The sequence below is a fragment of the Sutcliffiella horikoshii genome (assembly GCF_002157855.1).
GTDB classification, from domain to species: domain Bacteria; phylum Bacillota; class Bacilli; order Bacillales; family Bacillaceae_I; genus Sutcliffiella_A; species Sutcliffiella_A horikoshii_C.
This window is the reverse complement of sequence record NZ_CP020880.1, coordinates 2694070-2716915: the sequence shown is the minus strand read 5'-3', so window position 1 is coordinate 2716915 and position 22846 is coordinate 2694070. Positions and strand designations below refer to the sequence as shown.

Sequence of the window (22846 nt, the reverse complement as noted above, 5' to 3'; positions counted from 1 at the left end):
AATCGCTATGTTTTCATACACTCTCCTGTTATTCTGTTTATCTGTTCGACAAAAACATCCCATCTAACTCCCGCATCTTATCATAAGCCTGCAAGAGATACTCAGGTACGACCGTCCTTCCGAATACCCACGCATTTTTTTCAATTTGACGCATCAAGATTTTCTTCTCATCTTCTCCGCCATACATCAATATCCTCAAGTCGTGCTTGTTCTTTTTAAAATCCAAGTAATAGCCGACTTCATGAAAGAGTATGAGTTTCACAAAGTTTTCGTCAGTTTCTCTAATTTTATTGTTAATCTTCGCTTTGTATCCGTTAATCTGCAAATAATTGAATTTGATCGTGTTAGTCGAGATGTTAAAACTCATCGGTGCTTTTAAGTTATTATCAAATTCAAAATTAATGTCTAAATTAAGTTCCTCTAATGTTTCTTTAATTATGTTTTCAATATTCCATGTGTATAACATCGCTACAAATCACTACCTTTTTAAGAAACTATCATTTATATAATAAGTATAGTTTTTCTTAAAAAGGAATACCACCGAAAAATAAGTAATTCCAATGCTTTCTTTATTTGCCGTGCCCACATAACTATATTAAAATAAATATATGAACTTTTGAAAAATTTAAATTTGTAAGCGATTACGCAATTGAGGGAACGAGGGGATGAAGATGAGTAAATTGAAAGAAATGAAGAACAATAGTTTCCCGAAAGTGACAATGGAAGAGTGGGTGGAACAGGCAGAGAAAGCGTTAAAGGGGAAGCCTGTTTCCAAGCTCAACACCGTTACATATGAAGGCATTACACGTAAACCGGTATATACAGAAAACGATAGAAGTGAGCTTGCATCTAAGAATCTTATAGAAAAGTCTGATTGGGCAGTCAGCCAGCAACTTTATGCATCAACTTCATTTGAGGAAATGAATGCTCAACTGAAACTGGAACTAGAAAGTGGCTTGCAATCCATTCGTTTTGCCACTTTTCCATCAACAGAACCTAAGGCCTTATTGATAAAAAAACCAACAGACCTTAAGACTTTACTAAAAGAGATTTCATTAGATGACATAGCTCTCCAAGTACATGCAGGAGCCAGCGCCACAACGTTCATCAATGCATTGATTGATAGTGATATAGAAACAAAGAACCTGCACGGCATTATCGGAGCGGATCCTGTTGGGGAGCTTGCAGCAACAGGCAAGCTGAGTCAGCCATTGGAGCAGTATTATAACGAAATGAAATCCAATATAGAGTGGAAAGAAAACAATGCTCCGTTCCTTAAAACAGTTTGGGTGCAGTCCAATGCTTATCATAGCGGAGGAGCCAATGCCGTGCAGGAGCTTGCAGTTGTCATGGCAACGGCCGTTGAATATTTGCAACAACTGATGTATAGAGGTTTGACCATTGAGGAAGCTTCCCAGGAAATAGCATTCACTTTCCCTGTCGGAAGTGACTTTTTCATGGAACTCAGCAAGCTGAGAGCGGCAAGAGTGTTATGGGCAAATATCGTGGAGGCTTTTGGGGGAAATGAAAGAGCACAGAAGATGAACGTGCATGCTACAACCTCTATGTTTACTAAATCTAATCTTGATCCGTATGTCAACATGCTCCGTTCGACAACTGAGGCATTCTCTGCTGCAATTGGTGGAGCAGACAGTATCAATGTGGACAGTTATCAGCAAGGCAAGGATGCTTTCTCACGAAGAATTGCAAGAAATACCCATTATATTCTAAAAGAAGAGAGCTTTTTAGATAAGGTGGTGGATCCAGCAGCAGGCTCTTACTATGTGGAAAATCTGACAAATCAATTGGCTGATGAGGCATGGAAGCTGTTTCAGGAGCTGGACAAGCTTGGCGGGATCGTGGAAGCTATGCGATCAAATTTCTTACAGGACCGTATTGCCGAGGTAAAAGAAAAGCGACTTAAGGATGTCCAAAACAGGAAAAAAGTGTTGGTCGGTACCAATATGTATGCAAATCTTCAAGAGGAGCTAAAGCAGCAAATAAGCACTACAGCTATCGAAGAAAATGAACATGCTTCAGTAAAAGTACAGGCTATTCAACCGTTAAGATTATCTGAAGCCTTTGAAAGCCTGCGTTACCAAGCGAAGGTGTATCAGGAAAAACAGGGAACCCCGCCAAAAGTTACCTTGATCAATCTTGGTTCATTAGCAACACACAAGCCACGGACTGACTTCTCATCAGGCTTTTTCCAGGTAGGAGGTCTTCAACCTGTCGTCAGTCCAAGCTTTGAAAATGCGAAAGAAATAGTGGAGTGGGTCTCTCTTCAAAACATAACTGGATATGTATGCATTTGTGGCAGTGATGACACTTACGAAGAGCTACTAAATGCTGCGGTTATGGCTGTTAATTCGCCTAACCGAAAAGTATTGGTTGCGGGATTGCCTGAAGCAACTCGTCAAAAAGCGTTGCAGGAAATAGGGGTAAGTGATTTTATTCATATGCGCTCCAATTGTTATGAACAATTACTAGTGATACATCAAGAAATGGGGTTGACCGACAATGAAGCCTGATTTTTCTACGAGAACATTAAACAAGGAAACTACAGCTACCCAAGTGCCATTATCCAACGAAGCGGTGGAAGAACTATTTTATGAAACAAATGAACAGATTAAATTGAAAGCCAATTACACAAAGGCCGACCTGGATGGAGCCGATCACCTGGGAACTCTTCCTGGTATTGCTCCGTATTTGCGTGGGCCTTACCCGACGATGTATGTGAACCGTCCATGGACGATCCGTCAGTATGCTGGTTTCTCCACAGCCGAAGAGAGCAATGCTTTTTATAGAAGAAACTTAGAAATGGGACAAAAAGGATTGTCTGTTGCCTTTGACCTTGCGACACACCGTGGATACGACTCTGATCATCCTCGTGTAGAAGGGGATGTTGGAAAAGCTGGAGTTGCCATTGATTCCATTCTTGATATGAAGGTATTATTTGATGGCATTCCATTGGATAAAATGTCTGTATCCATGACAATGAATGGTGCGGTCCTTCCGATTATGGCCTTTTACATCGTTACGGCTGAGGAACAAGGGGTCAGTCCAGAGAAACTTTCCGGAACCATTCAGAATGATATTCTAAAAGAGTATATGGTTCGTAATACGTATATTTATCCTCCTGAGATGTCCATGAGAATCATTGGCGATATTTTTGCTTACACGTCCCAGCATATGCCAAAGTTTAATAGCATCAGTATTTCTGGTTATCATATGCAAGAAGCAGGGGCACCGGCAGATATTGAACTTGCTTATACGCTTGCAGACGGACTCGAATATGTGAGAACAGGACTTGAAGCGGGGATTGATATTGATAAGTTTGCGCCAAGACTATCATTCTTTTGGGCAATCGGAATGAACTTTTTCATGGAAGTGGCGAAAATGCGGGCTGCTCGATTTATCTGGGCGAAGATGATGAAGGAGTTCTTACCACAAAATCCAAAGTCCATGGCTTTAAGGACCCATTCTCAAACGTCCGGTTGGAGCTTAACAGAACAGGATCCGTTTAATAACGTGACGCGCACATGTATTGAAGCTCTAGCGGCTGCCAATGGACATACGCAATCCTTACACACCAATGCATTGGATGAAGCGATTGCCTTGCCAACGGACTTTTCCGCACGTATCGCCCGCAATACGCAGTTGTATTTGCAGGAAGAAACGGAGATTACCAAAGTCATTGACCCTTGGGCTGGTTCCTATTATGTGGAAACGTTGACGAAGGAATTGATTGATAAAGCTTGGGCACATATTGAAGAAATTGAAGAGCTTGGAGGCATGGCAAAAGCAATTGAAACAGGATTGCCGAAGATGAGAATTGAAGAAGCGTCTGCACGCCGTCAAGCAAAAATCGATTCAGGGAAAGAATCCATCATTGGCGTGAACAAATTCCGTTTGGAAAAAGAAGATATGGCTATTGATGTGTTGGATATTGATAATGCGGAAGTTCGTAAAAAGCAAATCCTTCGCTTGCAAGAGCTTCGTGAAAACAGAGATGAAACGGAAGTTATTTCTGCACTAGAAGCACTAACAGATGCGGCTCGCACAGGGAAAGGTAATCTTCTCGAGCTAGCAGTGGACGCTGCCCGTGCCCGTGCAAGTCTGGGTGAGATTTCTGATGCCATTGAAAAAGTAGCCAATCGCCATCGCGCTGTCATCCGTTCTATTAGTGGCGTGTACAGCAGTGAATTCTCCAATGAGGAGGAGATGAAGGCCGTGAAGGATAAAATCGAAGAATTCTTGGAGCTCGAAGGAAGACGTCCAAGAATTATGATTGCGAAAATGGGGCAGGATGGTCATGACAGAGGGGCAAAAGTCATTTCCACCGCATTCGCCGACCTTGGATTTGATGTGGATATCGGACCTCTTTTCCAAACGCCTGCAGAAACGGCGCTGCAAGCTGTGGAAAATGACGTGCATGTTATCGGCATCAGTTCCCTTGCAGCTGGGCATAAAACACTTCTACCACAACTCGTAGAAGAACTGAAGAAATTGAACCGTGAAGACATCATCGTTGTAATTGGTGGGGTAATCCCAGCGCAGGATTATGAATTCCTATATAGTAAAGGCGCTTCCGCTATTTTCGGACCTGGTACGGTCATCCCGCGTGCAGCCGAAAAGGTTCTGGATGAGATTTACGAACGCCTCGGCTATGAGGAAGTGGAAGAGACGCATGACTAAAGAGCGTAAACCGCGAAAAAAGGTGCTCAAAAAGGAGGAGCGGAGTACAGTGGATATCATATCAGGTATCCATGGGGGAGTCCGCTCTGACCTCGCTCAGGCCATCACGCTTGTAGAAAGCAATGCAACTCGACATTTTCATAGAAGCCAAGAAATCATTCAAGAAATTATGCCTTCAACTGGACGCTCTGTTCGGATAGGGATAAGCGGTGTACCAGGTGCCGGCAAGAGTACATTTATAGAAGCATTTGGATTGTATTTGTGTGAGCAAGGACACAAAGTCGCCGTGCTTGCAGTCGATCCGAGCAGTTCTAAGACAGGTGGTAGTATCCTTGGAGACAAAACAAGGATGGAACAACTCGCAAGGCATACGCGAGCATTCATCCGGCCATCTCCTTCCAGTGGCACATTGGGCGGAGTTCATAGGAAAACGCGTGAAAGCATTCTTTTATGTGAGGCTGCTGGCTATGATGTGATTTTAGTAGAGACAGTAGGAGTCGGTCAGAGTGAAGCCATAGTCCGGGATATGGTCGATTTCTTTTTACTGCTTGTTCTAACGGGTGCAGGCGATGAATTGCAAGGCATGAAAAAAGGGATTATGGAGCTTGTGGATGCAATTGCGGTGAACAAGGCGGATGGAGACAATAAAGCAAGAGCAGAGAAAACTGCTCATGAATACAAACAAATTCTTCATTTCTTGCAGCCGGCAACAGAAGGCTGGGAGACGAAGACGTTTACTTGCTCGGCTTTGAATAATGTGAATGTTGATGAGACTTGGAGGATTGTTCAAGAGTTTGTGAAAAGCACGAAGAAATCAGATGTTTTTGATGAGCGAAGGAATGCACAAAAGAAGACGTGGTTCTATACCTCTTTGAAGGATCAGATTGAGCGTATGTTTTTTGAAGATGAAAAGGTGAGAAAAGAGTTGCCGGTGCTAGAGAAGCAAGTTGGGGAAAATGAAGTTTCTGTATCTTTGGCTGTGGAGAAGTTAATTGGAAGTTACAGACAGTAATTAAAGTGCAAAAAAAGGAAAGTGAGCATATCACTTTCCTTCATCTAGGGAGTATAGGGGTATGGATATCTAGATGTTACTGATATAATACCCGCCAACTTAGAAAATAAACCTTTTTTATTTTATTATTTGAAAAAAATTGGTATGATAGAGATAGTTTAAGAAGAGGTGATACAACATGAATATCGATTTTAATATGTTTATGAATGATGTTGTTCGTACTGCCAGAGAAGAAATGGATAACGCTGGCTATGAGCAACTTAGAACTGTAGAAGATGTTGAAGAAGCATTTGCACGTAAAGGGACGACACTTGTAATGGTTAACTCTGTATGTGGTTGTGCAGGCGGTATCGCACGTCCAGCTGCAACGCATGCGGTGCATTATGACAAGCGCCCAACACACTTAGTTACTGTTTTTGCTGGTCAAGATAAAGAAGCGACGGAGAAAGCACGCGAATATTTTGAAGGCTATCCGCCATCCTCTCCTTCTTTTGCTTTATTAAAAGACGGCAAGATTGTAACGATGGTAGAAAGACACGAAATCGAAGGCCATGCGCCAATGTCTGTCATCACAAAGCTTCAAGGGTATTTTGAAGAGCATTGTGAAGAGCTATAAAAAGTAATAAAAAATGCCGGTTCCATTTTTATGGGATTGGCATTTTTTTGTTGTAGCTTATAAAGCTAATATTTACCGCTACATCCTCCACCAATAGCATATTACAATAATAGTTAGGCAGTTAAATAGGAGGAAGTAACAGGACATGCAACTTAGACGGCAACTTACGTTTTTTCTTATAGCTCTCCTAGTTATAGGTAGTGCCATAACTATATATTTAATTAATTCCACAAAGCCAGTATCTAATTTAAACACAGAAAAGAAACCGGAAGTCGTGGAGGAACTAACTGACAACCCACCTGAAATTTTTAATTTCACATATACTTCTTCAGATGAGGAGGAAGATTCTTTGGTAAGTGGGGATGTAGAACTCCAATTAGAAGCAAAGGATGATAACTCAATCAGAAAGGTTGAATTTTATTCTAGCAATGGCGACTACTTGATTGGCGAAAAGACAGAAGCGCCATACACGATCAATTGGTCGACCGATCCATGGGTGGAAAATGGGGAGCAGATATTGAAAGTGGTTGTTTACGATACTGCCGGACAAAAGGCGGAAGCAACGAAAAATGTAACCGTAGAAAATAAACTAGAGCCGGAAGCGGACTACAAAATGATCGGCTATTATGCAGGTTGGTCCAGTTATTCGGGATACAACGTTTCCAGAATTGATGCTAGTAAATTGACACATATAAACTATGCATTTGCTAATATTTCAGAAGATGGAGAAATTATTGTGGGTGACCCAGCAAGCTACTATGAAAATTTCAAGCAAATGCTACAACTAAAGAAGCGGCACTCTCATCTGAAAACAATGATTTCTGTTGGTGGTTGGACTTGGTCGAAGAATTTTTCTGATGCAGCTGCTTCTGAAGATTCTAGAACCAAATTTGCAGAGAGTGTTCGTCGATTTATTTTGGAAAATGGTTTTGATGGCGTGGATCTGGATTGGGAGTACCCGGTGAGTGGGGGACATCCTGATAATGTAAACCGCCCTGAGGACAAGCGAAATTACACCCTTTTACTTAAAAAAATCAGGGAAACCTTAAACGAACAAGAAAAGAAGGATGGCAAAGAGTACTTGCTAACAATCGCAGCGGGAGCGAGTGAGTCACATGCTGCAAACATGGAATTATCAGAGTTGCATCAATATGTCGATTATATACAGTTAATGACCTATGATATCAATGGAGAATGGGATGAATTGACCGGTTTGAACGCGCCATTGTATAAAGATCCTAATAGTGCATTCAGTTGGCAGTGGAGTGTAAAAGACGGCATTGAAACATATATCGCTAGTGGGGTGCCTTCAGATAAACTGGTGATGGGAATGCCTTTTTACGGAAGGGTTTTCCATGAAGCTAAGGCTAATAACAATGGATTGTACCAAGCCTTTAATGGAGGTACTTCGTTAAGTTATGGAAAGCTAGCAGAAGAGTATATTGAAAAAAACGGATTTGAACGTCATTGGATGGAAAAAACCCAAGTGCCAGTTCTGTATAATGGGGAGACGTTTATTAGTTATGATGACGAGAAATCTATTGCGAAGAAGACCGATTTCTTAAAAAGGAATGATCTTGGTGGGGCAATGATGTGGGAGTTGAGTCAAGATCCAGACAGAGTACTTTTAAATCAAATTTATAAAGAACTTAATAAATAAGGAATGGGAGGCACGCAATTAATACTAGCGTGCCTTTTTGTATTCCGCCGAATTAATTGCGATTACCTATGTTTCCCACTTCCCAAGAATTATATAATAGGTTAGTAACTTAAGAAATTCTTAAGAAAATACTTCAATAATACTTAAGATTTACCATATATGATGTGTACATAGAGAAAGAATGGTAAGTGGGAGAAGGGTGAGAGATGGCGAACTATACAGTGTTGGTAGTGGATGATGAGAAAGAAATAAGAGATGCGATTGAAATCTATTTGAAAAATGAAGGTGTGAAGGTCTTAAAGGCTCAAGATGGGGTGGAAGCGTTAGAAATCCTTCATGAAAATGAAGTGCACCTAATTTTACTAGATGTGATGATGCCAAGGCTTGATGGGATATCTGCGACGCACAGAATTCGCGAGGAGAAGAACATTCCAATCATAATTTTAAGCGCAAAAAGTGAGGATACCGATAAAATCCTTGGCTTGCAAGTGGGAGCTGATGATTACGTAACAAAGCCTTTTAATCCGATGGAGCTTGTCGCGAGAGTGAAATCTCAGCTCAGGAGGTATGTCACACTTGGAACGTTTGAAGGAATCAAGAAAGTTATTGATTTGAACGGACTGACCATTGATAAGGAATCGAAGGAAGTAACGGTTCAGGGAGATCCTGTCAAGTTGACGCCGATTGAATATAAAATAGTAGAACTGTTGATGACCAATGCCGGACGGGTATTTTCCATCAATGATATATACGAGCGGGTATGGAAAGAGCCTGGCTACAATGCGGAAAATACTGTAGCGGTCCATATTCGGAAAATTAGAGAGAAGATAGAGATAGATCCAAAAAATCCAAGATATTTAAAGGTGGTATGGGGGATTGGGTACAAGATGGAGAAATAGAGTAATAGCTGTTTTAATGGCACTAGTTTTTGTTTGTGCGTTAAGTGGAAGCTTTTATTTTATTTACAATTTAGATAGGTTTAATCAGAAAAGTTATTTTAAGACAGAAGAATTTCAGAATGAGTTACAAGAATATGCCAATTATTTGCTTGCAAATGAGCTTGGAAACATATCAGTGGAAAGTGTAAAAGAAAAGATTACGGTTACGAGGGAAGAAATAGAAGAACATCGATATGAATATGGTTCATTGGACGCTCAGCTTGATAACATTCGCTATCAATATGAAGAGAGAATTCAATTGGCAGAGGATGGTGATTCTAGTGAGGATCCAAAAGAAGTAATTGCTGAAAGAGATACCAAATTAGAAGATATTCAAAAAAACTTCTCAAGTGATGAGCATGTAGAGAAGAAAATAATAGCAGAAAAAGAAAAAATAGTGGAAGAGTATTTCGCTAAAGATTCAAACTTTAATTCGTATCCTTCAAGATTTTATGACGACTTCCAATATTTTTTTGAACAAGGTGAAGAGAGCTTTACAAATATTACTGTTAAAAAAACTTCATTAAATCAAGTATTCAATGAGAGCAATATGTTGTACGTTACCAAATATAAAATATCAGGAGACTATTTTCATTCCACTAATTGGCCTTATGAGGACTGGTTGTACCAAACAATAGCAGAAGTGAGAGGGGACTTTGAAGGGATTATAGGTGTTCCAAAAGGACTAGCTTCGGATAGCGAATTAATGATTGCAAAAATTGGTTATGAAGATAATAGAATGTGGTTTTGGAGACTTGGAATAGCATCATTGATTGCTTTATTGATTTGGTTTGTTTCGATGATTAAAGTAGTTTCCATACCAAAAGAACGAGGGAAATGGCAAAATCTCTATGCCAAGATTCCAGTTGATTTAAGCGTAGTTGTGTTGGGAATATCAACTTTAATATTCCTATTCAGTCTAATGTGGGTGCATGATTGTATTAATCAGCTAACATATAACTCCACTATGTATCTCACTGAATTTGTTATAAGTATATTTATATCAACTGTATTATGTTTACTCACTTACGTCCAGTTACGTTATTTGTTTACTAGTTTGAGGCATATAACTGATTTAAGAGAACTATGGAAGAGTAGTTTGTTCTTCATTATTTTTAAAAACTGTAAAAAAGTATACCAACGCATTTATCAAGTTATTAAGGAGGCCTTCCTAAATACAGCTACAGGCATCCAAGTATTTATTCTTCTTGCAATCGTCTTTGGACTAGGCTTTGGTTTCTTTATGATTTTCATTGATATAGCTTTCTTCCTGCTATATTTCCTCTTCGCTGTTTTAATAGGAGTGCCGACGTTCATTCTTTTAGTAAAAAGTGTCGGTTATTTCAATAAGATCTCCATCAAAACTGAAGAGATGGCATCAGGTAAATTAGGAGAGCCAATAGAAATTAAGGGGAATTCCGTTCTTTCTAAAATGGCGGCAAACCTAAATGTATTGAATCAAGGGGTAAAAGTGTCTTTAAACGAGCAGGCAAAAAGTGAGCGTCTTAAAACGGAGCTTATAACAAATGTCAGTCATGATCTTCGCACACCGTTGACATCCATCATCACTTACACGGAACTGCTGAAGAAAAACGAACTAACTGCTGAGGACCGGTCCGCGTACCTGGAGATTATTGATAGAAAGTCACAACGTTTAAAAGGGTTAATTGAAGATCTATTTGAAGTATCCAAAATGGCAAGCGGCAATATCGAGCTTGTAAAAGAGCGTGTAGATTTAAATCAGCTTCTTCAACAAGCCTTGGCGGAATATGATAGTTCGTTGAAAGAATCTAATTTACAATTTCGAGTTACAAACACGGATAAGCCACTATATGCATTAGTGGATGGACAGAAAATGTGGCGAGTGTTTGATAACCTGATAGGAAATATTGTGAAGTATTCATTGGAAAACTCGCGTGTATATATTCAAGTCCAACAGTTTAATGATAAAGCAAAAATTACGTTTAAAAATGTATCAAAATACGAATTGAATGATCAAAGCGAGGAATTATACGAACGCTTTAAAAGAGGAGATACTTCACGGAATACGGAAGGATCTGGCCTTGGCCTTGCAATTGCTAAATCCATCATCGATCTTCATGAAGGCAGTCTCGACATTGAAACGGACGGGGATTTATTTAAAGTCAATATCTGTTTGAGAGTGGTGGATTAGGTGGATTTCACGACATTATATAAGGTGCATTATGACAGAGTGTTTCAAGTGAGTTTCGCCGTTATTCGCGACCGTCAGTTGGCTGAAGACATTGTGCAGGAAACCTTCATTAAGGCGTATAAGAAGATGGATAGTTTGCAAGATGGTGATAAAGTTGGTGCTTGGCTTTGCGTGATTGCAACGAGAACAGCGATTGATTTTGTTAGACGAGAGAGAAAAAACAGAGGATGTCCGATGGAGTTAGATGTGTTAGATTGTCTAGGAAAAGAAGCAGTTCATAATGTTGCAGCAGAAGTGGAAGTGAAATTGCTGAAAGAAATTCTAGATGAAAAGATGGAAGACTTTTCAAAGGAAGACAAGAAACTGCTCGTCCTTAAAATGGAAAGAGGATTAAAGGAGCGGGAAATTGCTAATGCTTTGGAAATGAATCCAGCTACAGTGAAATCAAAGATCCATAGAGCTAGAAGGAAATTAAAAGAACGCATGGCTGTAGAGTTGAGTGCATAAGGGGATATTATATTTGTGCAGGGACCACTTTGTGTAAAAGTGCTCCCTGCACTTTTTTGAATAGGAATTTGTGTTTTATTATAGAAGTTCTTACGAGGACAAACTCCATTGGGTATATTTAAGGGAATTAATTATGTTGATTCAAAATCACGTTGATCTCTTTCATCCAGTTTTGCAGAAATTTCTTCAAGAATCGCTTCAATATCCTTCGTTTGATCCTCTTTTATCCTTGATAATGTAGCATTGATTTCATTAAAGCGGTCGTTCACATCATGCCTGAATAAGTAGAATTCCTCACGAAGTGTGCTAGTTGTATTTGTTAAAGAATGGAGTTCCTCTTTTATCTGGTGCTGTCCTGCAGAAAGCATGAATGTCTTTTCACTAAGGCCGCTGATTTCATCTTTCATCAGTATCTGATTGTCAGCGAGTGTGGAAGTTTTTTGGTTAAGACCTCGAATCTCATCGTTCATTAGAATCTGATTCTCAGCGAGCGTGGAGGTTTTATCGTTAAGACCTTTGATCTCATCCTTCATAAGCAACTGATTGTCAGCGAGCGTGGAGGTTTTATCGTTAAGACCTTTGATCTCATCTTTCATAAGCAACTGAGTGTCAGCGAGTGAGGAGGTTTTTTGGTTAAGACCTTTGATCTCATCTTTCATAAGCAACTGAGTGTCAGCGAGTGAGGAGGTTTTTTGGTTAAGACCTTTGATCTCATCTTTCATAAGCAACTGATTGTCAGCGAGTGAGGAGGTTTTTTGGTTAAGACCTTTGATCTCATTTTTCATCAGTATCTGATTGTCAGCGAGTGTGGAGGTATTTTGGTTAAGACCTCGAATCTCATCTTTCATCAGTATCTGATTGTCAGCGAGTGTGGAGGTTTTATCGTTAAGACCTTTGATCTCATCTTTCATAAGCACTTGATTGTCAGACAGGGTGGAAGTTTTACTGTTCAATTCACTTAATTCTTTTTTCATTTCAACCTTAAAATCCAACATCCTTTTAGAATCAAATCCAATTTAGCATCCGTAATCATCTTATATCACCTCCTTTTTCTAGTTCATTGTAATTATAACATGAACCTAGACTGATGGAACTATAACAAAAAGCGTATATTTCAGAATAATAAAAATATAAAAACTTTATTTATCTTTATTAACTATATTGCATAAATATTAACCTGTGTTAAAATACATTTATCCGAATAAACATACATCATAATAATACTTGATTTAAATGTAGGTTTGTTTCATAATTAGATTAAATTTTTAACTTTTCTGAAAAAAGAACAGGGGGAAATTATTGTGAAAAAATGGTTTTTGTATTCATTAATTAGTATTTTAGTAGTAGGCTTATTGTCAGCTTGTGGAACATCCGGTAATGGAGATGAAACGAGTGGAGAAGGTGAAGATGGAAAGAAAGTACTGGTAATGGGAACTTCCGCTGACTACCCTCCATTTGAGTACATTGATACGGAAGTTGGAGAAGAAATTATCGGTTTTGATGTGGATCTTGCAAAAGCTATTACAGAAGAACTTGGTTACGAATTGAAAGTTCAAGATATGGACTTTGGAAGTTTAATTACCGCGATGAAATCAGGTAACATCGATCTTATCTTGGCTGGTATGACACCGACAGAAGAGCGTGCTGAGCAAGTTGATTTTACAGATGTATATTATACAGCGAATCACATGATTGTTTCATTGAAAGATAGCAATATTACTAGTTTGGAAGATTTAGAAGGTAAAACGGTTGGGGTTCAAATGGGATCCATCCAGTATGATAAAGCGGAAGAAATTGCGGAAGAAGTGAATATTACTATTGAAAACCGAGACCGCATCCCACAAATTGTTCAAGATTTAAAAACGGGCCGTTTTGATGCAGCCATCATTGAAGATACAGTTATGAAAGGCTTTATGGAAAAAGATGAAGACCTTACTGGTTTTACACTTGAGTCTGATGAAGAAGGATCTGCCATTGCCCTTCCAAAAGGCAGCGAATTAACGGAGGAGTTCAACCGTGTTCTAAAAGAGATGGAAGAGAACGGTGAGATGGAAAAGTTAATCAACAAATGGTTTGGTGGAGAAGAAGAATAAGATTTAACGAAATCAAAAGGGTGCAGTAACCGCCCTTTTGATTTTCTTGTTAATATGACAGAAAGGACTGGTAGTACTTGACGATCGACTTCTTAGACTTTAGCGCCATAACGGGTTCGATGGATTTTATTCTTGCGGGTGTGAAGGTAACGCTTCAAGTCGTATCACTTGCAGGGATACTAGGTTTTATCATCGGAACGCTATTGGCTTTATGTAAGATTGGTAGAATTAAACTACTTAGAATTTTAGCGGATATTTATACATCCATATTTCGAGGAACACCGCTTGTTCTTCAATTAATGCTAATATTTTTTGGATTACCACAAGCAATTGGCATCACGCTTGAACCGGTCACTGCTGCCATTCTAGCTTTCGGGTTAAACTCTGGGGCCTATATCTCGGAAGTTATCCGTGCAGGAATAATGGCGGTTGACAAAGGGCAGAGAGAAGCAGCCATGGCACTTGGCGTACCCTATCGCCAAATGATGAAAGACATCATTTTACCGCAAGCACTGAAAAACATTTTACCAGCACTTATGAATGAATATATTACACTTACTAAAGAATCAGCCATTGTTACAGTTATCGGGGTAATGGACGTTATGAGGCGTTCTTTTATGACAGCATCGAGTACTTATGCATATTTGGAAGCATTCATTTTCGCTGGACTTATTTATTATGTGTTAGTAATGATACTCACGTTAATTGGCAAGCTCATTGAAAGGAGAATGAGACGCTATGATTAAAATAGAAGATTTGCATAAATCCTTTGGCAAGCTGGAGGTGTTAAAGGGGATTTCTACACAAATTAAAGAAGGGGAAGTAGTGGCCATCATCGGGCCTTCGGGGTCTGGGAAATCCACTTTGCTTCGCTGTATGAATCTATTGGAAGAGCCAACTTCCGGTCACATTTGGATTAAAGACCAGGATGTTGCAAATAAGAAAACCAACATCAATAAAGTACGTCAAAATTTGGGAATGGTATTTCAGCACTTTCATCTTTTCCCTCATAAGACGGTTCTGGAAAACTTAACGTATGCTCCGGTTTCTGTAAAAGGAGTGTCGAAAAAGGAAGCGGAAGCGAAAGGAATGGACTTGCTCGCAAAAGTGGGGCTAGCTGAGAAAGCGAAGGAATATCCTAATCGCCTGTCTGGTGGACAGAAGCAACGTGTTGCGATTGCCCGAGCTCTTGCGATGGATCCGGAGGTTATGTTGTTTGACGAACCAACTTCCGCTTTGGATCCGGAGATGGTAAAAGAGGTACTTGAAGTAATGAAAGCACTGGCGCATACAGGGATGACGATGGCCATTGTGACACATGAAATGGGCTTTGCCCGTGAAGTGGCAGACCGCGTATTGTTCCTTGATGATGGAATGTTGGTAGAGGATGCGCCGCCTGCAGAGTTTTTTACAGCTCCGAAGACCGAGCGAGCGAAAGTGTTTTTGGAGAAGATGTTGTAGGAATGAGGGGAAACCGGCTCTTATGGGGGAGCTGGTTTTCTTTGTTTTGAATGAGGACAAAGTTAGCAGAAGAAGGAGGAACATTGTCCTCGTAGGACGTGAATGAGGACAAAGTAAGCGGGAAAACGGAAACATTGTCCTCGTAGAGCGTGAATGAGGACAAAGTAAGCGGGAAAATGGAAAGATTGTCCTCGTAGGGCATGAATGAGGACAAAGTAAGCGGGAAAATGGAAAGATTGTCCTCGTAGAGGGTGAATGTGGACAAAGTAAGCGGGAAAACGGAAACATTGTCCTCGTAGGGCGTGAATGAGGACAAAGTAAGCGGGAAAACAGAAACATTGTCCTCGTAGGGCTTGAATGAGGACAAAGTAAGCGGAAAAACGGAAACATTGTCCTCATACAGCAACTTCCCATACATAATTAATCATGCTAACTTTAAACTAACAAATAAAATAACTCTTGCCATAGAAAGGAGCACAACAATGACCAATTACGATCACAATCTCCAAACCGTCACTCTCGGCATGGGCTGATTCTGGGGAACTGATGCCCGGTTCGGGTATTTAAAAGGAGTCATTAGAACAAGAGTAGGCTATGCAGGTGGAACCACTCAGACGCCTACCTACAAACAAATGGGAGATCACACTGAGTGCTTACAAATTGATTTTGATCCTACCCAGATAACTTTTGATGAGATTGCCCGTCATTTTTGGAACTCCCACAATTCTAATCGTGGGAACTATAAGGGCAGGCAATACTTATCGATAATTTTATACCATGATATCAATCAAAAAGAAGCTATTGAAAAGATTAAGCAAGAAATCCAAAATACAAACTCACAATCAATAGGAACAGAAATTGCACCACTAGATCAATTCACACTGGCTGAAGAAAAACACCAGAAATATTACCTGAAAAGATATTCTAATGCTACAAAAAAACTAAGAGAGTACTTCCAAACTGAAGAGGCATTTACAGATGCAACTTTGGTAGCGAGGTTAAACAGCTTTGTAAAAGGATATGGGACACTTTCTTCCTTGAAGGAAGAGATTATGCAATGGGAGAGTGAAGACGCAGCCGAGTTAATATCGTTGGTGAGTGAGTTAAGATGGTGAATGGGTTTGCATGCTGATTGATCTTTAGATAAAAGGATGAAAGTACTTTTAATCGGGATTTTAACCCGGAAGTGTATTCATCCAGTAATTCTATACGCCCGAAGCGCAAGTGAAAGCATTGCTTCGGTAAAATAGAGCCCCTCTATACGACCGAAGCACAAGTAAAAGTTCTCCTTTGGTCAAATAGAGGCCTTCTATACGCCCGAAGCGCAAGTGAAAGCTCCCCTTTGGTCAAATAGAGGCCTTCTATACGCCCGAAGCGCAAGTGAAAGCTCCCCTTCGGTCAAATAGAGCGCTTCTATACGCCCGAAGCACAAGTAAAAGACCCCCTTCAGTCCAATAGAACCCTTCAACCACCTCCAAAAGACGCTTTCAAAACGAAACACAGCTGGAAAATGTCTTTATCCCCTTCAAAGTCTTTTCCTAAGTTAATTTTCAATATAGTCCTTGTATTACCTACCCCATGTATAGAAAAAGCTGGAAAACAAACACTAACCCTTAGCAGAAAACTAAGGGAGGACCACAGTGACTATGAAAACCACACGAATCTTCGCATCACTTTTAATAACCGCCATTTTAAGTTTCGCGTCAACGCTAACCTATGCAGAAAGCCCAACCTATAAATCGCGCGCTGATATTCCAGCCGAATATAAATGGAACCTACAGACTCTATATAAGAATGAAACCCAATGGAAACAGGATGTGTATAAAGCCAAAAAGCTGGCAGACCGTTTTGCCAAAAAAGAAGAAAAGTTGGACAGTGATAAGCAAATCCTCACCCTTTTAGAAGACTATTTTGAATTGTTTCGCTTAATGGAAAAGATCTTTGTTTATTCAAGAATCAACCTGGACGTGGATATTAGCAACACCTCTGCTCAAGGATTATCGGATGAAGGTCAAAATATGATGATTTATGTGGTGGAGCGGACCGCATGGTTCTCGAATGAACTGCAGGCAATTGAGAAGGAAAAGTGGGAGAAGCTCCTCGAAAGCCCAAAACTTAAGCCATACTACACCCATTTGAAAGATACGTATGAGGATAAAGTGCATTCACTCCCTCCCGAAATGGAGAAGATGTTAATTAAAACGATGCCGATAGTTAACGCACCAAGTGAGCTTTTTACAATGATGTCTAAAGACCTTGTGCTTCCTAGTTTTACGGTAAAGGATAAAGTTTATGAAATGTCCGCACCTTTATATTCTGTCTATATGTCTAGCAAGGATAGGGAAGTGAGGAAGGCTGCATTCGAAACGTATTACCAGACTCTTGGAAATTACCAAGACACTTTTGCTTCGATGCTTGCCAATATAGTTAAGGCGAATAACTTTTTTGCCACAACGAGGAACTATCCTTCCTCGTTAGAAGCTCATTTAGAGAGAAACGATATTGATCCGAAAGTTTACACACAGCTCATTGACACCGTTGAAGAAGGCCTTCCGCTATTTCATCGATACCTTAAATTGAAAGAGAAATATGTTGGCATTGACGGGTCCATGCACATGTACGATTTGTCTGCTCCGTCTCCTTTTACAAAAGAGGACAAGATTCCATATGAGGAGGCGAAGGAAATAGTCATAAAAGGATTATCACCGATAGGAGAGGCTTATTTAAAAACACTATCAAAAGGGCTTTCTTCCAATTGGGTGGATGTCTATAACACTCCGGGTAAAGCGACAGGGGCATATCAAATTGGATCATATGATTCCCATCCATTTGTATTATTGAATTATCAGGGACTTCCAAGTGATGTGTTGACGCTTGCGCATGAAATGGGACATGCGATGCATTCTTATTTTTCCAATCAAAATCAGCCTTATCAAGATGCAAGATATGTGACGTTTACGGCGGAAGTTTCCTCTACCTTGCAAGAGCATCTTCTTCATAAGCAATTGATGGATGAAGCAACGACGAAGGAAGAAAAGATTCATGCTCTCTATCAATATTTAGAGGATTTCCGGGTAACGTTATTCCGTCAAACACAATTTGCGGAGTTTGAAAAGATTATTCATGAAATGGGACAAAACGAAGAGACTTTACATGCAGAGGCTATTAAAGGGGTCTATTATGATCTCAATAAAAAGTATTATGGGAAGGACATGGAAGTGGATAAGGAAATTGCGATGGAATGGGCCAGGGTTCCACACTTTTTCCATTCCAGTTTCTATACGTATCAATATGCAACAAGTTTTGCCGCTTCCGCTGCCCTTGCAGAACAACTCGAAGAAGGCGGGTCTGAGGCGCAGAACAAGATAGTAAAAGAGCTGTTCTCTTCAGGTGGCAGCCTACCGCCGATTGATATTTTGAAACGCGCGGGAGTGGATATGAGTAAAAAAGAACCGATTGAGGAATCGTTAAAACGGTTTGAAGAGCTGGTAGATGAATTTGAGGAGCTATTAAAATGACAGCCCTAAAATTAAGTAAACAACTCCCTACAATTTTCATGTATAGTAGTACTATGTGATATATTGAACAAACGAAAGTCGGGAGAGTTTTATGGATGAGAAAATTTAAAATTGGATACCGGACAGCAAAGACGGCCCTTGGTACAGGGATTGCAATCAGTATCGCTCAGTTATTGAACTTGGACTTTTACGCATCCGCTGGGATCATTGCAATCCTCTGTATTCAGAATACAGTAAGAAAGTCTTGGAAAGTGGCAACTGCCCGCTTTATCGCATGTTCCTTAAGCCTTTTATTCGGCTTTGTGTTTTTTGAGCTGTTAGGGTACAATCCGGTATCCATCGCATTATTATTGTTATTTTTTATACCGGTTACTGTTATGCTCAGGATAACAGAGGGTATAGCAACCAGTTCAGTTATTCTTCTTCACGTCTATTCAGTTGAGAGTTATTCAATCGGACTAGTAGTCAATGAGTTAAGTATCATCTCCATCGGGATAGGTGTAGCACTTATTTTGAACACATACATGCCGAGTGTAGAAAAAGAACTAAAAAACTACCAGCTACAGGTGGAAGAAAATTTTCATAAGGTGTTTTCCGAAATAGCCTATTTCCTTCGCCATGGAGATCGTGGTTGGAGTGGGGAAGAGATACCGGAAACAAATAAAATATTAAAAGAAGCTAAAAGTCTGGCCTTCCGTGATGTGGAGAACCACTTCAGACGAGAGGAAAATCATTATTATTTTTATTTTAAAATGAGGGAAAAGCAGCTGGATGTCATGGAACGGATGCTTCCTATAGTAGCTACGATAGAACATAATGTGGAACAGGCCAACATGGTAGCAGATTTCATAGAGGACCTTGAACATGCCATACATGCAGGCAATACCGCTTATCTCTTCTTACAACGCTTGCGCGAAATGCATGACGCCTTTCAGGAAATGCCGCTGCCACAGTCCCGGGAAGAGTTTGAGACGAGAGCGGCACTTCGTCATCTCCTTAAAGAATTTGAACAATATTTAATACTTAAAAGTGATTTTATTGGATTGAAAACGAAGAAGTAGACGAATGGAATGGACATCTTTCAACCACACTATACCTAAAAGGCAGGTGGTTGGAAGGTGTTCATTTTTTCCTTGATCTTTGCATTGGTGACATCACCACTTTGGCCGCTTGGACCAAATCCGCTTCCAGGCGATCCATATATTATCGTGAATAAACAGACAAATCAACTTGCCTACTTTCAAGGAGAAGAATTGAAAGAGGTGCATACGGTAGCCACTGGAAAGTCTAAAGAACTTACACCTGAGGGTGAATTCACGATCACCGTAAAAGCAATTAACCCATACTATCGCAAAAAAGATATCGCTGGGGGCGATCCAAAAAATCCGCTTGGAACAAGGTGGATTGGATTTGACGCTGAAGATACCGATGGCAGGACCTATGGTGTTCACGGGACAAACAATCCCTATTCCATCGGGGGATATGTGACACAAGGTTGCATTCGTTTGGAAAATAAGAATGTGGAAGCATTATTCGACAGAGTGCCTGTGGGGACAAAAATATGGATTGTGAAGACAGGTAAAACCTTTGAGGAGCTTGGGAGAGAGAAAGGTGTTTTGAAGTGAAGTAGTGGCTATTTTTATTGTTATAAACGAGAAGTCGGTTCTTTTTAAACAAAAAGAACTGACTTTTTTTGCGGAGATTTCACTATTTGAAATTTTCTGATTGTTTTGGTAAATCTTTCGGCCTATAGTTTAGGAAGATAGTTTGTATGGAGGTGAAACTACATATTTTTGGAGACAGGGTGCATAAAAATGAAAGCGATTTCAACAAAAGGGGGAAATGGAATGGGAATCAGGACAGGTGAGCAATACATTAACTCTTTAAGGGCCAGAAAGCCTGAAGTCTGGCTTGGTGGTCGGAAAGTGGAGGATTTATATAGCGAAGATGTGTTCAAGCAGCCAATTCATGAAATTGCCAAACTTTATGATATGCAGTTTGATCCCGAGTATCAGGATAAGATAACGCATATGTGTGAAGAAACAGGGGAACGGGTGAACAACGCGTTTCTTGTCCCAAGATCTCACGAAGATCTTATGGCCCGCAGTAGATTGTTTGAGACTTATGCTCGTGCAACTTTCGGCCTTATGGGAAGAACCCCCGATTTCCTGAATGTAGTGGTCACTTCCATGGCAAGCAACTCTTGGTTTTTGGATAAATACAATCCGGATTGGTCCGTGAATATACGAAATTACTACCGTCACATCAGGGATAATGATTTATTTTTAACACATGCAATCATTAATCCACAAAATGATCGAAGTAAAGCTTCCTATGAACAAAAAGATCTGTTTACTCATTTAGGGACGGTAAAAGAAACAAAGGATGGGTTAGTGGTTAGAGGTGCCAAAATGTTGGCAACATTAGCTCCTATCACAGATGAGGTGATTATCTATTCTTTCCCGGGATTCCAACCTGGTGATGAGAGATATGCGCTTGCATTTGCCATTCCTATTGATACCCCGGGATTACGGATTATTTGCCGTGAACCGATGCAGGATGGAAAACGTTCTGTATTCGATCATCCACTGGCTTCTAGGTACGAAGAAATGGATGCTATTCTTGCGTTTGACGATGTATCGGTGCCATGGGACAGAGTATTTATGTATAACAATGTGGAAGCGGCCAATTCCTTATATCCAATGACAGGAATTGCCCAGCAGCCTGCCCATCAGTCAGGAGTTAGAGGATATGTGAAACTAGCCTTTGCAACAGAGGTCGCATGTAAAGTAGCGGATTCCATCGGAGTAGATGGATTTTTGAATGTGCAAAATGATCTTGGTGAGCTCGTTCAAGCAGTGGAAACAATTCGGGCATTACTACGTGTATCCGAATATGAGTATGAAGTGACAAAGGATGGAGAATACCGTCCGGCACCGGCACCGCTTGAAACCATCAGAGGTCTACTACCGAAAATGTACCCACGGGCAATTGAAGTTATGCAGATTATTGGAGCAGGTGGTTTGCTAATGTCTCCTACAGGTGCCGATTTTGAAAATACAGAATTACGACCGGATTTGGACAAGTATTTTGGAGGAAGAGAAGGAGTGTCAGCAGAAGAACGTGTTCGCATATTTAAGCTTGCATGGGACCTTTGCGGAGAAGCTTTCGGACAACGCTTATTGCAATATGAACGCTATTATACAGGGGATCCAATCAGAAAGAGAGCAATTTTTTATAATCAATACAAGCGAAAGAGTAAATTCGAAATGGCAGAACAAGCTCTGAAGGATACAACTAAACCAGAAAAAAATCTCATTTAAAATAAAGGGAAATGGCGTTCTTTGTATAAATATTAGAATATTAGTTATATTCTGATATTTATTGTAGAACTTTGATGAAAAAGGGGCGAAGACATGATATCCTCTGTGCTGAAAGTAGCAAAGATTCTGGACTGTTTTACAGGGAATGAGCCAGTTTTGGGTAACCAGGAAATTGCAGAGAAGTTAGGGATGAATGTAAGTACGGTCCATCATATTGTCAGTACGCTATGCCATGAAGGAATTTTGATACAGGACAGCCGAAAAAAATATCGGCTCGGCTGGAAATTGCTTGAGTGGAGTAACCATGTCATGTATCAGCAGGACATATACAGTGAAGCCATCCCCATCGTAGAGGACCTTGTCCGACAGTATAATGGAACGGTCCATATCGGTATGTTTGATGCCGGGGAGGTGCGTTTTGTCCTAAAGGTTTCTGCCAAAAATTCAGTGCCTGTTCCGACTTTTGTCGGCGCCCGCAAACCTGCTTATTGTACGAGTACAGGGAAAATATTATTGTCTTTCAATCCATCATTCATCCAGCCTACTATTTCTAAAGGTCTGTTACAAAGAGCGCCAAATACCATTACTTGTGTGAAAAAGTTAAAAAAAGAATTGGATGAAATAAGAGAACAAGGTTACGCCATCAGTAATAATGAAAATGAGCTTGGGTTATACGGTATTGCTGCTCCGATCCATTCTTATACTGGGCAAACTGTAGCCGCTCTGAATATGGTTGGTCCCATTTCTTATATGCAAGGGGAGCAAAAACAGGCCATCATTCAAAGTGTTTTGCGGACATCCAGGCAAATTTCAAAAGAGCTTGGTTATATTAGCGCAATTTGACAGC

19 protein-coding genes are annotated in these 22846 nt (G+C 40.2%); 17 read left to right on the top strand and 2 right to left on the bottom strand.

Annotated features, from left to right (window positions below):
- Nucleotides 1-37: 37 nt before the first annotated feature.
- On the bottom strand, nucleotides 38-466 hold the full coding sequence (locus tag B4U37_RS14085; RefSeq protein ID WP_088018738.1) for a hypothetical protein: 429 nt from the start codon (nucleotides 464-466) through the stop codon (nucleotides 38-40).
- Between the two features lie 223 nt (nucleotides 467-689).
- Here B4U37_RS14085 and B4U37_RS14080 point away from each other — a divergent pair, with 223 nt between their 5' ends.
- The 8 genes from B4U37_RS14080 (at nucleotide 690) to B4U37_RS14045 (ending at nucleotide 11604) form a co-directional block, all read left to right on the top strand.
- On the top strand, nucleotides 690-2531 hold the full coding sequence (locus tag B4U37_RS14080) for a methylmalonyl-CoA mutase family protein (RefSeq protein ID WP_198317028.1): 1842 nt from the start codon (nucleotides 690-692) through the stop codon (nucleotides 2529-2531).
- Nucleotides 2521-4698 (top strand): methylmalonyl-CoA mutase, encoded by a 2178-nt coding sequence (gene scpA / locus B4U37_RS14075; protein WP_088018736.1) that lies wholly within the window; start codon nucleotides 2521-2523, stop codon nucleotides 4696-4698. The genes B4U37_RS14080 and scpA overlap by 11 nt, the downstream gene beginning before the upstream one ends.
- Nucleotides 4691-5710: a methylmalonyl Co-A mutase-associated GTPase MeaB gene (meaB, locus tag B4U37_RS14070; RefSeq protein WP_088018735.1), complete on the top strand. Its 1020-nt coding sequence runs from the start codon at nucleotides 4691-4693 to the stop codon at nucleotides 5708-5710. The genes scpA and meaB overlap by 8 nt, the downstream gene beginning before the upstream one ends.
- Before the next feature lie 178 nt (nucleotides 5711-5888).
- Nucleotides 5889-6326 (top strand): BrxA/BrxB family bacilliredoxin, encoded by a 438-nt coding sequence (locus B4U37_RS14065; protein ID WP_010194943.1) that lies wholly within the window; start codon nucleotides 5889-5891, stop codon nucleotides 6324-6326.
- 145 nt (nucleotides 6327-6471) lie between these two features.
- Nucleotides 6472-7986 (top strand): glycosyl hydrolase family 18 protein, encoded by a 1515-nt coding sequence (locus B4U37_RS14060; RefSeq protein WP_088018734.1) that lies wholly within the window; start codon nucleotides 6472-6474, stop codon nucleotides 7984-7986.
- 206 nt (nucleotides 7987-8192) lie between these two features.
- Nucleotides 8193-8885 (top strand): response regulator transcription factor, encoded by a 693-nt coding sequence (locus tag B4U37_RS14055; protein WP_088018733.1) that lies wholly within the window; start codon nucleotides 8193-8195, stop codon nucleotides 8883-8885.
- Nucleotides 8886-8901: 16 nt separating this feature from the next.
- Complete coding sequence (locus B4U37_RS14050) at nucleotides 8902-11097, top strand: sensor histidine kinase (protein ID WP_245839991.1); 2196 nt, start codon at nucleotides 8902-8904, stop codon at nucleotides 11095-11097.
- On the top strand, nucleotides 11098-11604 hold the full coding sequence (locus tag B4U37_RS14045) for an RNA polymerase sigma factor (protein WP_088018731.1): 507 nt from the start codon (nucleotides 11098-11100) through the stop codon (nucleotides 11602-11604). It begins immediately after the preceding gene.
- A 131-nt stretch (nucleotides 11605-11735) separates the two neighbouring features.
- On the opposite strand, the gene B4U37_RS14040 is transcribed toward B4U37_RS14045, so the two are convergent.
- Complete coding sequence (locus B4U37_RS14040; RefSeq protein WP_088018730.1) at nucleotides 11736-12599, bottom strand: hypothetical protein; 864 nt, start codon at nucleotides 12597-12599, stop codon at nucleotides 11736-11738.
- A gap of 306 nt (nucleotides 12600-12905) precedes the next feature.
- Between B4U37_RS14040 and B4U37_RS14035 the strand changes: the two genes are divergently transcribed.
- The 9 genes from B4U37_RS14035 to B4U37_RS13995 all read left to right on the top strand — a co-directional run bounded on the left by B4U37_RS14035 (nucleotide 12906) and on the right by B4U37_RS13995 (nucleotide 22842).
- A complete protein-coding gene (locus tag B4U37_RS14035; protein WP_088018729.1) occupies nucleotides 12906-13697 on the top strand; it encodes a transporter substrate-binding domain-containing protein in 792 nt (263 codons plus the stop codon).
- A 119-nt stretch (nucleotides 13698-13816) separates the two neighbouring features.
- Entirely contained in the window at nucleotides 13817-14443 is a 627-nt protein-coding gene (locus B4U37_RS14030) for an amino acid ABC transporter permease (RefSeq protein ID WP_088020300.1), read from the top strand.
- Entirely contained in the window at nucleotides 14436-15158 is a 723-nt protein-coding gene (locus B4U37_RS14025) for an amino acid ABC transporter ATP-binding protein (protein WP_088018728.1), read from the top strand. The genes B4U37_RS14030 and B4U37_RS14025 overlap by 8 nt, the downstream gene beginning before the upstream one ends.
- 575 nt (nucleotides 15159-15733) lie before the next feature.
- On the top strand, nucleotides 15734-16273 hold the full coding sequence (locus tag B4U37_RS14020; RefSeq protein ID WP_245840095.1) for a peptide-methionine (S)-S-oxide reductase MsrA: 540 nt from the start codon (nucleotides 15734-15736) through the stop codon (nucleotides 16271-16273).
- Nucleotides 16274-16804: 531 nt separating this feature from the next.
- Nucleotides 16805-18676 (top strand): oligoendopeptidase F, encoded by a 1872-nt coding sequence (pepF, locus tag B4U37_RS14015; protein ID WP_245840094.1) that lies wholly within the window; start codon nucleotides 16805-16807, stop codon nucleotides 18674-18676.
- 95 nt (nucleotides 18677-18771) lie between these two features.
- Entirely contained in the window at nucleotides 18772-19737 is a 966-nt protein-coding gene (locus B4U37_RS14010; RefSeq protein WP_088018725.1) for an aromatic acid exporter family protein, read from the top strand.
- A gap of 63 nt (nucleotides 19738-19800) precedes the next feature.
- Nucleotides 19801-20301, top strand: a complete 501-nt coding sequence (locus B4U37_RS14005) for a L,D-transpeptidase (protein WP_404450462.1) — start codon at nucleotides 19801-19803, stop codon at nucleotides 20299-20301.
- Nucleotides 20302-20523: 222 nt separating this feature from the next.
- Nucleotides 20524-21999, top strand: coding sequence for a 4-hydroxyphenylacetate 3-hydroxylase family protein (locus B4U37_RS14000; protein ID WP_088020299.1), 1476 nt, complete (start codon nucleotides 20524-20526; stop codon nucleotides 21997-21999).
- Nucleotides 22000-22092: 93 nt separating this feature from the next.
- Complete coding sequence (locus B4U37_RS13995) at nucleotides 22093-22842, top strand: IclR family transcriptional regulator (protein ID WP_088018723.1); 750 nt, start codon at nucleotides 22093-22095, stop codon at nucleotides 22840-22842.
- Nucleotides 22843-22846: the final 4 nt, after the last annotated feature.

Bases quoted from the DNA above. Each gene is read 5' to 3' on its own strand.
- B4U37_RS14085 (WP_088018738.1), bottom strand. From the start codon at position 466: ATGTTATACACATGGAATATTGAAAACATAATTAAAGAAACATTAGAG.
- B4U37_RS14080 (WP_198317028.1), top strand. From the start codon at position 690: ATGAAGAACAATAGTTTCCCGAAAGTGACAATGGAAGAGTGGGTGGAA.
- scpA (WP_088018736.1), top strand. From the start codon at position 2,521: ATGAAGCCTGATTTTTCTACGAGAACATTAAACAAGGAAACTACAGCT.
- meaB (WP_088018735.1), top strand. From the start codon at position 4,691: ATGACTAAAGAGCGTAAACCGCGAAAAAAGGTGCTCAAAAAGGAGGAG.
- B4U37_RS14065 (WP_010194943.1), top strand. From the start codon at position 5,889: ATGAATATCGATTTTAATATGTTTATGAATGATGTTGTTCGTACTGCC.
- B4U37_RS14060 (WP_088018734.1), top strand. From the start codon at position 6,472: ATGCAACTTAGACGGCAACTTACGTTTTTTCTTATAGCTCTCCTAGTT.
- B4U37_RS14055 (WP_088018733.1), top strand. From the start codon at position 8,193: ATGGCGAACTATACAGTGTTGGTAGTGGATGATGAGAAAGAAATAAGA.
- B4U37_RS14050 (WP_245839991.1), top strand. From the start codon at position 8,902: ATGGCACTAGTTTTTGTTTGTGCGTTAAGTGGAAGCTTTTATTTTATT.
- B4U37_RS14040 (WP_088018730.1), bottom strand. From the start codon at position 12,599: ATGTTGGATTTTAAGGTTGAAATGAAAAAAGAATTAAGTGAATTGAAC.
- B4U37_RS14030 (WP_088020300.1), top strand. From the start codon at position 13,817: ATGGATTTTATTCTTGCGGGTGTGAAGGTAACGCTTCAAGTCGTATCA.
- B4U37_RS14025 (WP_088018728.1), top strand. From the start codon at position 14,436: ATGATTAAAATAGAAGATTTGCATAAATCCTTTGGCAAGCTGGAGGTG.
- pepF (WP_245840094.1), top strand. From the start codon at position 16,805: ATGAAAACCACACGAATCTTCGCATCACTTTTAATAACCGCCATTTTA.
- B4U37_RS14010 (WP_088018725.1), top strand. From the start codon at position 18,772: ATGAGAAAATTTAAAATTGGATACCGGACAGCAAAGACGGCCCTTGGT.
- B4U37_RS14000 (WP_088020299.1), top strand. From the start codon at position 20,524: ATGGGAATCAGGACAGGTGAGCAATACATTAACTCTTTAAGGGCCAGA.
- B4U37_RS13995 (WP_088018723.1), top strand. From the start codon at position 22,093: ATGATATCCTCTGTGCTGAAAGTAGCAAAGATTCTGGACTGTTTTACA.